This window comes from Pseudomonas sp. 2FE (assembly GCF_005503735.1).
Classification (GTDB): Bacteria; Pseudomonadota; Gammaproteobacteria; order Pseudomonadales; family Pseudomonadaceae; genus Aquipseudomonas.
Window position 1 is genome coordinate 838841 of sequence record NZ_SCMO01000001.1, and the last position, 12530, is coordinate 851370.

Sequence of the window (12530 nt, forward strand, 5' to 3'; positions counted from 1 at the left end):
TTATCGGCCAGCGACCTTTTCGTACAGCGTGAAGCAGTGGGGGTTATGTCCAATCGGGCGAGCCCCAGGTTCTGTAACAGAGCCTAAGCTGAGGGCATAGGCGGACCTGGTTCCGCCACTCTTAGGGCGCTGCGACAATGTACAAAGACCTAAAATTCCCCGTCCTTATCGTGCACCGCGACATCAAGGCCGACACCGTGGCCGGTGATCGGGTACGCGAGATTGCCCGCGAGCTGGAACTGGAAGGTTTCACCATCATCGCCACCGGCAGTTCGGCCGAAGGGCGCATCGTCGCGTCGACTCACCATGGCCTGGCCTGCATCCTGGTCGCTGCCGAAGGTGCGGGCGAGAACCAGCGCCTGTTGCACGATGTGATCGAGCTGATCCGGGTGGCGCGGGTGCGCGCGCCGCAACTGCCAATCTTCGCTCTGGGCGAGCAGGTGACCATCGAGAACGCGCCGGCCGAAGCCATGACCGATCTCAATCAGCTGCGCGGTCTGCTCTATCTGTTCGAAGACACCGTGCCTTTTCTCGCCCGCCAGGTAGCTCGCGCGGCGCGCAATTACCTGGAGTGCCTGTTGCCGCCGTTCTTCAAGGCGCTGGTGCAGCACACGGCAGAGTCCAACTATTCCTGGCACACCCCCGGCCACGGCGGTGGTGTGGCCTATCGCAAGAGTCCGGTGGGGCAGGCCTTTCACCAGTTTTTCGGCGAGAACACTTTGCGCTCCGACCTCTCGGTGTCGGTGCCGGAACTCGGCTCGCTGCTCGATCATACCGGCCCCTTGGCGGAAGCCGAGGCCCGCGCGGCGCGTAACTTCGGCGCCGATCACACCTACTTCGTGATCAATGGCACCTCGACGGCGAACAAGATCGTCTGGCATTCGATGGTCGGGCGTGACGATCTGGTGCTGGTGGATCGCAACTGCCACAAGTCGATTCTGCACGCGATCATCATGACCGGCGCGATCCCGCTCTATCTGACGCCTGCGCGCAACGAGCTGGGCATCATCGGGCCGATTCCCCTGAGCGAGTTCACCCGCGAGTCGATCCAAGCCAAGATCGACGCCAGTCCGCTGGCCAAGGGGCGGGCGCCGAAGGTCAAGTTGGCGGTCGTGACCAATTCGACCTACGACGGCCTGTGCTACAACGCCGAGCTGATCAAGCAGACCCTCGGCGACAGCGTCGAGGTGCTGCATTTCGATGAGGCCTGGTACGCCTACGCCGCCTTCCATGAGTTCTACGCCGGTCGCTATGGCATGGGCACCTCGCGTGAGGACAGCGGCCCCTTGGTGTTCAGCACCCACTCGACCCACAAGCTGCTCGCCGCCTTCAGCCAGGCCTCGATGATCCATGTGCAAGACGGCGGTAGCCGGCAGCTGGATCGCGATCGCTTCAATGAAGCCTTCATGATGCACATCTCGACCTCGCCGCAGTACGGCATCATCGCCTCGCTGGACGTGGCCTCGGCGATGATGGAGGGTCCGGCCGGGCGTTCGCTGATCCAGGAAACCTTCGACGAGGCGCTGAGCTTCCGCCGCGCCCTGGCCAATCTGCGGCAGAACCTCACGGCGGACGACTGGTGGTTCAGCATCTGGCAGCCGCCGTTGGCGGAAGGCATCGACCATGTGGCCACCGGCGACTGGCTGCTCAAGCCGCAAGCCGATTGGCATGGCTTCGGGGAGGTGGCGGATGACTACGTGCTGCTCGACCCGATCAAAGTCACCTTGGTGACGCCGGGCCTGAGCGCTGGCGGGGCGCTCAGTGAGCGCGGTATCCCCGCGGCGGTGGTCAGCAAGTTCCTCTGGGAGCGTGGGCTGGTGGTGGAAAAGACCGGTCTGTATTCCTTCCTGGTGTTGTTCTCCATGGGCATCACCAAGGGCAAATGGAGCACGCTGCTCACCGAGTTGCTGGAGTTCAAGCGGCATTACGACGCCAATCTGTCGTTGCTGGATGCCTTGCCTTCCATCGCCAAGGCCGATGCGCGCTACAACGGCATGGGCCTGCGCGATCTGTGCGACGCGCTGCATGCGTGCTACCGCGACAACGCTACCGCCAAGGCGCTGAAACGCATGTATACCGTGCTGCCGGAAATCGCCATGAAACCGGCGGATGCCTACAATCAACTGGTGCGCGGTGAGGTCGAGGCGGTGCCGATTGACCAGTTGCAAGGGCGGATTGCCGCGGTGATGTTGGTGCCTTATCCGCCGGGTATTCCGCTGATCATGCCGGGCGAGCGCTTTACCAAGACGACGCGCTCGATCATCGATTACCTGGAATTCGCGCGGACCTTCGATTGCAGCTTCCCGGGCTTCGTTGCCGACGTGCATGGCCTACAACATCAGGACAGCCCGAACGGACGCTGCTATACCGTGGATTGCATCCTGTAGGAGCGGATTTATCCGCGAACAAGAGCGACTCGGTGCTGCCCCATCGCGAATAAATTCGCTCCCACATCCAGCAAAGCCGCTGCTGCCTGAGGAATGTGAAGCAAGAGGTGGAGCGGGGACAGCGCCCCTTCAGGAGGCCAAGCGCAATCGTCGTGCAGGGGGTTGAGCGGCAGAGATGCCGTGAAAGTGCCGATGGGTCAGGGATGGCCCTTCGGCGCGCGATGGCCGGCGGGAACCCTGCGCGCCGCGCAGGGCCGGATGGTGGGGCTGTCGGGGGGCGGAATCAGTTACAGCCAGTGGCTAACGGCCCACCAGCCGAGCAGGCTCATGACGATGGTGTAAGGCAGCGCCATCCACACCATGCGCAGGTAGGACAGCCGCACCAGCGGCGCGATGGCCGAGGTCAGCAGGAAGAGGAAGGCCGCCTGGCCGTTGGGGGTGGCCACGCTCGGCAGGTTGGTGCCGGTGTTGATCGCGACGCTCAGCGCCTCGAAGTGCTCGCGGCTCATCTTGCCGGCCAGGAAGGCCTGCTTCACTTCGGTGATGTAGATGGTGGCCACGAAGACGTTGTCGCTGATCGCCGAAAGCAGCCCATTAGCGATAAACAACATGCCCGGTTGCTGCTCTGCCGGTAGTGCCAGTACTGCCTGAATGATCGGGGTGAACAACTGTTGCTGGTGAATCACCGCCACCACCGCGAAAAACACCACCAACAGGGCGGTAAAGGGTAGGGCGTCCTGGAACGCTCTGCCGATCTGGTGCTCATCGGTGATGCCGGTGAGGCTGGTGATCAACACGATCACCAGCAGGCCGATCAGGCCCGCCTCGGCCACATGGAAGGCCAGGCCGAGAATCAGGATCAGTGCCGCCACGCCCTGCACCACCAGCGCCGCTCGTTGCGCCTGAGTGCGGCGCGCCGCTTCCGCCGCGCTGAAGTCGGCCAGCACCTGGCGAACCGCAGTGGGCAGCTGAGTGCCATAGCCGAACCAAGCGAGCTTCTCCAGCAGCACGCAGGTCACCAGCCCGGCGGCCAGCACCGGCATGGAGACCGGGGCCATCTCGCGGAAGAAGTCGATAAAGTTCCAGCCGACCTCGTGGCCGACCAGCAGGTTTTGCGGCTCGCCGACCAGGGTGCTGACCCCGCCGAGGGCGGTGCCCACGGCGCCGTGCATCAGCAGGCTGCGCAGAAAGGCGCGGAACTCCTCCAGATCCTCACGGTGCAGCTCCACCACGTCCTGATCGGAGTCGTCGGCGGAATCGTCGTGCGGGCTCTTACCCGAGGCCACCCGGTGATAGACCGAGTAGAAACCCACGCCGACACTGATGATCACTGCCGTCACGGTCAAGGCATCGAGAAAGGCCGAGAGAAAAGCCGCCATCAGGCAAAACAGCAGCCCCAGCAGCGGCTTGGAGCGGATATCGAGCAGCAGGCGAGAAAACAGGAAGAGCAGCAGTCCCTTCATAAAATAGATGCCCGCGACCATAAACATCAGCAGCAGAATCACCGGGAAGTTATGCACCAGCTCCTGATACAGCGCCTCTGGATTGGCCAGGTCGAGTAGCAGCGCTTCCAGTACCAGCAGGCCGCCGGGTTGCAGCGGGTAGCATTTGAGCGCCATGGCCAGGCAGAAGATGAACTCGCCGACCAGCAACCAGCCGGCTGCCACCGGTCCCAGCAGCCAGAGCAGCAGCGGGTTGATGAGCAAAAAAAGCACGAGGCACTGCTTATACCAGCGTGGCGAGTGGCCGAGGAAGTTCTGCCCGAAAGCAGCGGCGAGCGAGTTGGACATCGTCTTATCCTGGTTCTGAAGAGGCTACAACTTGACAGCTAGATTCTAAAAAGATCAATAGTTTAACTCGGCTACTCAAAAGTGTTTTGAAGTCTGGCTGCGTGTCCTGCGTCACAGAGGCCGGCATCGACATTTATGGCACGCTTGTTATAGTTGGGCGGTTTTAGCCATAACAATATTTTTATGCGCGCCCGCGCCGCCTGTGCCGAGGATGACTGTCGTGTCCGACTACAAAGCTTTTCGTGTCGAGTTGGCAGATAAGATCGCCCATGTGGTGATCAATCGCCCGGAAAAGATCAACGCCATGAACGCCGACTTCTGGACGGAGATCATCGAGATCTTCCGCTGGATCGATGTGACCGACGAAGTTCGGGTGGTGGTGCTGTCAGGGGCCGGCAAGCATTTCTCCTCCGGTATCGACCTGATGCTGTTGGCTCAGGCTGGCAGTCAGCTGGGCAAAGACGTCGGTCGTAACGCCGAAGCGCTGCGGCGCAAAATTCTCGAGTTGCAGGCCTCTTTCAATGCCGTGGATGCCTGCCGCAAACCGGTGCTGGCGGCTATTCAAGGTTATTGCCTGGGTGGCGCCATCGACCTGATTTCGGCGTGCGACATGCGCTATGCGACGGTCGATGCGCAGTTCTCGATCAAAGAAATCGACATGGGGATGGCCGCCGACGTCGGCACCCTACAGCGCCTGCCGCGGATCATTGGTGACGGCATGATGCGCGAACTGGCCTTTACCGGGCGCACCATCGGCGGTGAAGAGGCGCGCAGCATCGGCCTGGTCAATCGCACCTTTGCCGATCCAGCGGCACTCCTCGACGGGGTGTTGGCCATCGCCCACGAGATTGCGGGCAAGTCGCCGATCGCCATCCGCGGCACCAAGAAGATGATTGGCTACATGCGCGACCACCGGGTCGACGATGGCCTGGAGTACATCGCGACCTGGAACGCCGCGATGTTGCAATCCGCTGATTTACGTGTGGCAATGACCGCGCATATGAGCAAGCAAAAGCCGGAATTCGCCGACTGATGCAGTACCAGCAACTGTTTTCATCATCGGCGCGGGAGGCGCACTAGGCCATGGTTTCTGGAGCCACGTCCCTTAGTCTGGTGCGCGACGAGTTGTTCGCCACCATGGAAGAAGCCGAGCTGAGTCTCGAGCAGTTTATTGCGGAGCGGCACAACGGCAGCCTTTTGCAGCAGGCCGTCGAATACCTGCAGCAAGTGCGCGGCACTCTCAATTTGATTGAGCTGGCCGGTGCCGAGTTACTGGCACAGGAGGTGCTGCAACAGGCGACCGACATTCCCGCCGGCGCGGGTGAAGAGCGTGATGGGCAGTTGTCGGCGTTAAGCAATGCGCTGCATGTGTTGCGCCGCTATCTGGAAAACGTCGAGATCCATCGCCAAGAGCTGCCGGAGCTGCTGCTGCCGGCGATCAACGATCTGCGTCAGGCCGGCGCCCAGCCAGCCTTGCCGGAGAGCTTTTTCTTCAGCGCGCGGCTCGACCAGGTGCGCCCGCAGACTACCGCTCCGGCCCCCGATGCCGTGGCGCAAAACGCAGAAGCCCGACGTCTGCGGCATATGTATCAAATCGGTTTGCTCGGCTTCATTCGTGAACAAAACCAGCAGGCTAGCCTGAGGCTCATGGGTCGTGCCCTGAGTCGCCTGGATAACCTGTTTGCCGGTGAAGCCCGTGGGCGCCTGTGCTGGATTGGTGCCGCCGCGCTGGAAGCGCAGGTCGATGGCCAACTGTTGCCGCGTAAGTCGCGCAAGCAGCTGTTTGCGCGGATCGATCGCGAACTCAAGCTACTGCTTGGCAATGCTCAGTACGAAGCGCCGCGCAGCCTGCTCAAGGAGCTGCTTTATCTAGTGGCGTTGGCCGATAGCCGCGGCCCGCTGGCGACTCAGATGTGCGAGACATTCGGGCTTACGGCGCTGCCGTTCACCGACCAGTTGCTGGAAGAGGAATACCAGCGTCTGGCTGGCCCGGGTCGGGCGGTGATGCGTTCGTTGTCTTCGGCGATTCGTGAAGAGCTGACCAGTGTCAAAGACCTGCTCGACTTGATCGAGCGCGGCACGGTCGACAGTGAACGGTTGAGTCATTTGCATGCGCTGCTGGGCAAGCTGGCGAAGACCCTCGGCATGGTCGGCTTGAACTCCGCTGGCGCGACTCTCGGCAGTCAGCTGCAAGTGGTCGCCGGCTGGAGTGAAGCCACTCCGGCGGAGCCGCAGATGCTGCTCAAGTTGGCCGATGCGGTGCTCTATGTGGAAAGCATGGTCGCCAGCCTGGAGCGCGGCGAGGGGCGTGACAGCCGCCTACTCGAGGCGCAGCCCGGCGACGAGGCGACCTCCTTTGCCCAACATCAGCTTACCGAGGCGCGCATCGTGGTGGTCGACGAGGCTCAGGCAGGCTTGGCTTTGGCCAAGCGGGCGATCACCTCTTATCTCGAATCGAATGGCGATAAGCTGCACTTGGCCAATGTCCCGTTCAGTCTGCAGGCTGTGCGCGGTGGGCTGTGGTTCCTAAATCAGGAGCGCGCGGCACTCCTGGTCGGCGCCTGTGGCGAGTACATCCAGAAGCAGATGCTCGAGACCCCGCAGATGCCGTCCGAGCAGATGTTGGAAACCCTGGCCGATGCCCTGACCAGCTTGGAATACTACTTGGAAGGCGGTGCGGTGCTGCGCCCGGAAACCAGTCCCAGCGTGTTGGATCTGGCCGCCGACAGCGTGCGCGCTTTGGGCCTGCCGGTGGCGGCCTGATGAGTCGGCGCTGGCAGCCTGCGGTACTCGACCCCCAGCAAACCGGCGGGTGGGCACTGGCGCATTACCGACAGAATTTTCTAGCCGACAGTAACGGGGTATTGTTCCCTCGCGATTGGCTCAAGCGCCAGGATCTCCCGATTAGCGATGAACAGGGCCTTGGCTATTTCGATGGCGAGCCGATCTATCTGCTTGATTTCGACCAGGCAGCGGACGTTTCCGGTTGTGCCTGGCAAGGGTTGCGTCAGTTCCTGCTGCAGGCCGACTTCGACACTTTCAGGCTGCTTGGATTTGCCGCCCAGGTCGCGACTTGGGCCGATCAGTACCGTTTCTGCGGCAGTTGCGGTGCTCGCATGCAGCGCTCGGCCACTGAGCGGGCGATGTACTGTCCGAGCTGCGAGCAGCAGCATTACCCGCGTCTCTCGCCGAGCATGATCGTGCTGGTGACGCGCGGGGATGAGATCCTGTTGGCGCGTTCTCCGCGTTATGTCCCAGGCATGTACAGCACCTTGGCGGGCTTCGTCGAGCCGGGGGAGTCGGTCGAGCATTGCGTGGCGCGCGAGGTTCGCGAGGAAGTCGGGCTGGAAATTCAGAATCTGCAGTATCTGGGCAGCCAGGGTTGGCCGTTTCCACATTCGCTGATGCTGGGTTACCACGCCGAATATGCCGGTGGCGAGATCGTCATGCAGCCCGACGAGATCGAGGATGCGCGCTGGTTTAGGCTGGATAATCTGCCGCCACTGCCGGCCGCGCGCTCGATTGCGCGTTATCTGATCGACCTCTATGTGGCACGCCGCCTAGGCCATGCCGAACCAGTGTTGCCAGGCTAGCCGCGCGGTCAGCGCCAACACCACCAGAATGAAGACCGGGCGGATAAACTTCGCCCCGCCCTTGATGGCTGTGTGAGCACCGAGAAATGCTCCGGCCATCAAGGCGATTCCCATGCTGATGCCGAGCAACCAGGCAACCTGCCCCGAGACGATAAATACCGCCAGCGCCGCGGCATTGCTGACGAAGTTCATGCTGCGCGCCACGCCGCTGGCGCGTAGCAGGTTGAGCGGGTAGAGCAGTAGGCTGCTGACCGTCCAGAAGGCACCGGTGCCGGGCCCGGCAACACCATCGTAAAAACCCAGGCCCAGACCCTGTGGCCACTGGCGACCTGTGGCGATGGGCGCATCCGGGTTAAGCGGGGCGGCTGGCGTGCGGCCGAACAGCAGATAAAGCCCGCAAGCGAAGACCACTGCCGGCAGCATCTGATTCAGCCAGGCGGCTGGCAGCCAATGGGCCAAACCGGCGCCGAGCAGGGCGCCAATCGCGGTGCCGATCAGCGCGTTACGCCATTGCCGGGGAGCGAACAACTTGCGGCGGTAGAAGGTGTAGCTGGCGGTAGCCGAACCAAAGGTGGCGCACAGCTTGTTGGTGCCGAGCACCAGATGCGGTGGCAGCCCGGCGGTGAGTAGTGCTGGAATGGTCAGCAGGCCGCCGCCGCCAGCAATGGCGTCGATAAAACCGGCTAAAAAAGCCACGATAGCAAGAATCGTCAGGGTGGCGGGGTCAACCACGAGCTCGAAAGGAAAGGGCATAAAAAGTCGACTAGTGTCCGATTGTGCAGCGAGCTGGCTGTTCGGCTGCGGGGTTGCTGCGCATAATGCCGGCTATTTCAGGCGGAAGGAATTGGGCTTATGCAGTACGACGGTTTGGCTTGGGGCATAGCGCTGCTGGCATTGCTGGCCGTGTTGGTCGCTGCGCGCATCCTGTTCAATCGGCATTGGTTTCTCGGCTGGCTGCGCGGCACCTTTGGCTTGGCGTTTCTGGCGTTAGCCGGGCTGGTCGGGCTGGTCGCCTATGATTTGCTCGGTTACACGTCGCTGCCCGAAGGCAAGCCGCTGGTGACCCTGAGCTTTCAGGCGGACGGCCCGCAACGCTATCGCGTCAACCTGCTGGAAGGCGCAGAGGAGCGCACTGTGCCCCTGGAAGGTGACCTCTGGCAGCTGGATGCGCGGATGTTTCAATGGCAAGGCTTGGCGGCGCTGATCGGCTTGCAACCGGGTTACCGCCTGGAAACACTCTCCGGCCGTTTCCTCGCTATCGAACAGCAGGAACTGGCCCAGCATGCGCAGGCAACCTTGGCGCACAGCCCGTATGGCGTCGATCTCTGGCGCTGGCTGCGGCTGGGGCAGCACGATCTCTTTCTGTTCAAGCCGCAGGCACTGCGGGTGACTTACCTGCCGATGGCAGATGGCGCCGTGTATGCCGTCAGCCTGTCGCCGACGGGCTTGCTGGCGCAGCCGCTGAATCAGGCGGCGGATCAGGCGTTGAAAGACTGGCAATAACCGGAGCGGTGTTGCACGTTGTAAAAAAAGGGACCTTAAGGTCCCTTTTTCGATGGTTGCGATCACTCAGGAGAGGAAGCCGCCATCCACGTTCAGCGCCACGCCGGTGGTGTAGCTGGACGCATCGCTGGCCAGGTACAGTACGGTGCCGGCCATTTCGCTGGGGTCTGCCACGCGCTTGAGCGGAATCTGCTGCAGCGCGGTATTCAGGATCGCGTCGTTCTTCACCAGGGCAGAGGCGAACTTGGTGTCGGTCAGGCCTGGCAGCAGCGCGTTGCAGCGGATGCCGAACTGCGCGCATTCCTTGGCGAACACCTTGGTCATATTGATCACCGCAGCTTTGGTCACCGAATAGATGCCTTGGAACATTCCCGGCGATACGCCGTTGATCGAGGCAACGTTGATGATGCTACCTTTGCCATTCTCACGCATCAGCTTGCCGGCTTCGATGGACATGAAGAAGTAGCCGCGGATGTTCACATCCACGGTCTTCTGGAAGGCCGACAGGTCGGTATCCAAGACATTGCAGAACTGCGGGTTAGTGGCGGCGTTGTTGACCAGGATGTCCAGGCGACCGAACTGCTCGCGGATTTGCGCAAACACGCTCTGAATCTGTTCCATCTCGCCGATGTGGCAGGCGATAGCCGTGGCTTTGCCGCCAGCCGCGATGATCGCGTCGGCCACGGCCTGGCAGCCTTCGATCTTGCGGCTGGAGACGATCACATGGGCGCCTTGCTGAGCCAGCAGTTTGGCGATGGCTTCACCGATACCGCGGCTGGCACCTGAGACGAAGGCGATTTTGCCGTCGAGGTCGAACAGTGTGGTCTTGGACATGGGGTTCCCCTTGTTATGAAGCTAGAGCTATGGGCCGAAAGTTCTAAGCCGGATTACAGCGTCGATTTGTCGATGACTTGCAGGCTCATGTGCTCCAGCAGCTTGTTCATCTGAATGAACTGCTCGAAGCGTTTGTCCTGGGTTTGGCCGTGGAAGAAGCGGTAGTAAATCTGCTGCACTATGCCGGCCAGCCGGAACAGGCCGTAGGTGTAGTAGAAGTCGAAATTCTTGATCTCGATGCCCGAGCGCTCGGCGTAGTAGTCGACGAACTCCTGGCGGGTCAGCATGCCTGGCGCATTACTCGGCTGACGGCGCATCAGTTGCACCGGCGGCGGGTCATTGGCTTCGATCCAGTAGGCCAGGGTGTTGCCCAGGTCCATCAGCGGGTCGCCGATGGTGGTCAGCTCCCAATCCAGTACGCCGATGATCTGCATCGGGTTGGCCGGGTCGAGGATGACGTTGTCGAAGCGGTAGTCGTTATGCACGATGCTCGACTTGTGATGGTCGGCCGGCATCTTGTCCTGCAGCCAGGCTCTGGTGGTTGCCCAGGTCGGCGCGTCGGGGGTCAGGGCTTTCTCGTAGCGGTCGCCCCAGCCGCGGATCTGGCGCTGGACATAGCCTTCCGGCTTGCCCAGGTCGCCGAGGCCGCAGGCGTGGTAATCGACGTTGTGCAGGTCGACGAACTTGTCGATGAAACTTTTGCACAGAGCACGGGTTTGCGACTCATCCAGTTTTAGTTCGGGCGGCAGGTCGGCACGCAGAATGATGCCGTTGACCCGCTCCATCACATAGAACTCGGCGCCAATCACCGACTCGTCGGTGCAGTGCAGGTAGGCTTTCGGGCAGTAAGGGAAACCGGCGTTGAGCTGATTGAGAATGCGGTACTCGCGGCCCATGTCGTGCGCCGATTTGGCTTTATGGCCAAAGGGCGGACGCCGCAGGACGAACTCCTGATTCGGGTATTCGAGCAGGTAAGTCAGGTTTGAGGCACCGCCGGGGAACTGGCTGATGCGTGGCTCGCCAGTCAGGCCGGGAATATGCGCCTTGAGGTACTGGTCAATGATGGCGGAGTCGAGCTCTTCGCCATTGCGGATACGGGTGGACTGGTCAGTAAGCGCCATACTTATCCCTTCTACTTATGATGGGGGCCTTCGACTATTGGCTAATCTAATGCCGCTAGGGATGCGTCACAAGCTGCGCGGTCCCTTATTGGCGAGCGTGTTGCCAGTTAATCAGCCTGCCTGATCGCTCTCTGAAGTCAGACTGATGGCGAAAAAAAACCGGAGTCCCAAGACTCCGGTTTTTATCGTGCTGCACCAGCTTAGATGCTTAGACCGGGAACAGCTCGCCCAGCTTCATCGCCAGCATCATGTCGCCTTCGGCGCGCAGTTTGCCGCCCATGAACGCCTGCATGCCGTCGGTTTCGCCGCTGGTGATGCCTTGCAGGGTTTCAGTGTTCATGATCAGGGTCACGTTGGCGTTGGCCGATTCACCTTGGCTCAGCTCGCAAGCGCCATCCTTGACAGTCAGGAAGAAATTCTCGCCATCTTCGATTTTGAAGCCGAATACCAGGTCCAGGCCAGCGGCGGCGGTGGAGTTGAACTTGGATTGCATGGTTTGGGCGATGTCAGCAACTGTGGTCATGGTTCGATCCTTTATAGTTTTCAGGTTTTTCTCGCGGCCTTGCGGGCCACAGTGGGCCGAAACTCAGCGGTAAGTGATGAGTTCCGGCGCCTTCAACAGTTGCAGATGCACATGACTGTTGAAGGAAGCCAAGGCCACCTCGCGACCGCGGAACTTCAGGCGGTTGAGCGAGGTGTTGACGATTTGCCAGTTAAGCTCGAAGGCCTTGTCCGAAGGCACTCCAGTAATCAGCCGCAGCAGCGCGGTGATGGTGCCGCCGGAGGTGAACACGCCAACGTTATCCTTGCTGGAAGCTTGTTCGAGAATGCGTTCGAGGCCCGCCTGCACTTTATCGACGAACCCTTGCCAGCTTTCCAGGCCCGGCTGGTCATGCTCGCCGGAGATCCAGCGACCGATCAGGCGCGCGAACAGGCGCTGAAATTCGGCGCGGTTCTGCGCAGCATTCCGTAATACATGCAGGGCTTCGGGTTCTTCTGGAAGCAAGTCCGGGAGCAGGGCGCGGATCACCGCGTCGGCATCGAATTCGTTGAAGGCGGTGTCTGTTTCGATTTCCGGCACGGCCAGGCCAACGGCGCTGAACTGGGCGAGGGCGGCCTTGGCGGTGTGCTGCTGGCGGAGCAGATTGCCACTCAGGCAACGATCGAAGCGCACGCCGAGCTCGACCAGGTGCTTGCCCAATACTTCGGCCTGGCGAATACCGAGCTCAGATAGCACATCGTAGTCGGCCGCGCCGAACGAGGCTTGGCCATGGCGAATCAGGTAGATGCTGCCCACGTTAG

At 61.3% G+C, this 12530-nt stretch carries 11 protein-coding genes; 5 read left to right on the forward strand and 6 right to left on the reverse strand.

Annotated elements, in window-relative coordinates; all coding sequences use genetic code 11:
• The first annotated feature begins 137 nt into the window (after positions 1-137).
• The gene (locus FFS12_RS04000) at positions 138-2387 is read left to right on the forward strand and encodes an Orn/Lys/Arg decarboxylase N-terminal domain-containing protein (protein ID WP_137885618.1); all 2250 of its coding nucleotides are present in this window, start codon (positions 138-140) and stop codon (positions 2385-2387) included.
• 287 nt (positions 2388-2674) lie between these two features.
• On the opposite strand, the gene nhaB is transcribed toward FFS12_RS04000, so the two are convergent.
• Positions 2675-4177: a sodium/proton antiporter NhaB gene (nhaB, locus tag FFS12_RS04005; protein WP_137885619.1), complete on the reverse strand. Its 1503-nt coding sequence runs from the start codon at positions 4175-4177 to the stop codon at positions 2675-2677.
• Between the two features lie 220 nt (positions 4178-4397).
• On the opposite strand from nhaB, the gene FFS12_RS04010 reads away from it, so the two are divergent.
• The 3 genes from FFS12_RS04010 to nudC are packed head-to-tail and all read left to right on the forward strand — an operon-like array spanning position 4398 to position 7770.
• Entirely contained in the window at positions 4398-5210 is an 813-nt protein-coding gene (locus tag FFS12_RS04010; RefSeq protein ID WP_137885620.1) for a crotonase/enoyl-CoA hydratase family protein, read from the forward strand.
• A 50-nt stretch (positions 5211-5260) separates the two neighbouring features.
• Positions 5261-6940, forward strand: a complete 1680-nt coding sequence (locus tag FFS12_RS04015) for a ferrous iron transporter B (RefSeq protein WP_137885621.1) — start codon at positions 5261-5263, stop codon at positions 6938-6940.
• The gene (gene nudC / locus FFS12_RS04020; RefSeq protein WP_137885622.1) at positions 6940-7770 is read left to right on the forward strand and encodes an NAD(+) diphosphatase; all 831 of its coding nucleotides are present in this window, start codon (positions 6940-6942) and stop codon (positions 7768-7770) included. Before FFS12_RS04015 ends, nudC begins: the two co-directional genes overlap by 1 nt.
• Here the strand turns inward: nudC and FFS12_RS04025 are convergent.
• On the reverse strand, positions 7738-8523 hold the full coding sequence (locus FFS12_RS04025; RefSeq protein ID WP_137885623.1) for a TSUP family transporter: 786 nt from the start codon (positions 8521-8523) through the stop codon (positions 7738-7740). The genes nudC and FFS12_RS04025 overlap by 33 nt on opposite strands.
• Positions 8524-8622: 99 nt before the next feature.
• Here FFS12_RS04025 and FFS12_RS04030 point away from each other — a divergent pair, with 99 nt between their 5' ends.
• Positions 8623-9273 (forward strand): hypothetical protein, encoded by a 651-nt coding sequence (locus tag FFS12_RS04030; protein WP_137885624.1) that lies wholly within the window; start codon positions 8623-8625, stop codon positions 9271-9273.
• Positions 9274-9339: 66 nt separating this feature from the next.
• Here the strand turns inward: FFS12_RS04030 and FFS12_RS04035 are convergent, their stop codons facing one another.
• From FFS12_RS04035 to FFS12_RS04050, 4 genes are all read right to left on the reverse strand, one after another.
• Positions 9340-10107, reverse strand: coding sequence for an SDR family oxidoreductase (locus tag FFS12_RS04035; protein WP_137817105.1), 768 nt, complete (start codon positions 10105-10107; stop codon positions 9340-9342).
• A 53-nt stretch (positions 10108-10160) separates the two neighbouring features.
• Complete coding sequence (locus tag FFS12_RS04040; protein WP_137885625.1) at positions 10161-11228, reverse strand: phosphotransferase family protein; 1068 nt, start codon at positions 11226-11228, stop codon at positions 10161-10163.
• 208 nt (positions 11229-11436) lie between these two features.
• The gene (locus FFS12_RS04045; protein ID WP_137885626.1) at positions 11437-11751 is read right to left on the reverse strand and encodes an SCP2 sterol-binding domain-containing protein; all 315 of its coding nucleotides are present in this window, start codon (positions 11749-11751) and stop codon (positions 11437-11439) included.
• A 63-nt stretch (positions 11752-11814) separates the two neighbouring features.
• Positions 11815-12525 (reverse strand): histidine phosphatase family protein, encoded by a 711-nt coding sequence (locus FFS12_RS04050; protein ID WP_137885627.1) that lies wholly within the window; start codon positions 12523-12525, stop codon positions 11815-11817.
• Positions 12526-12530 lie beyond the last annotated feature (5 nt).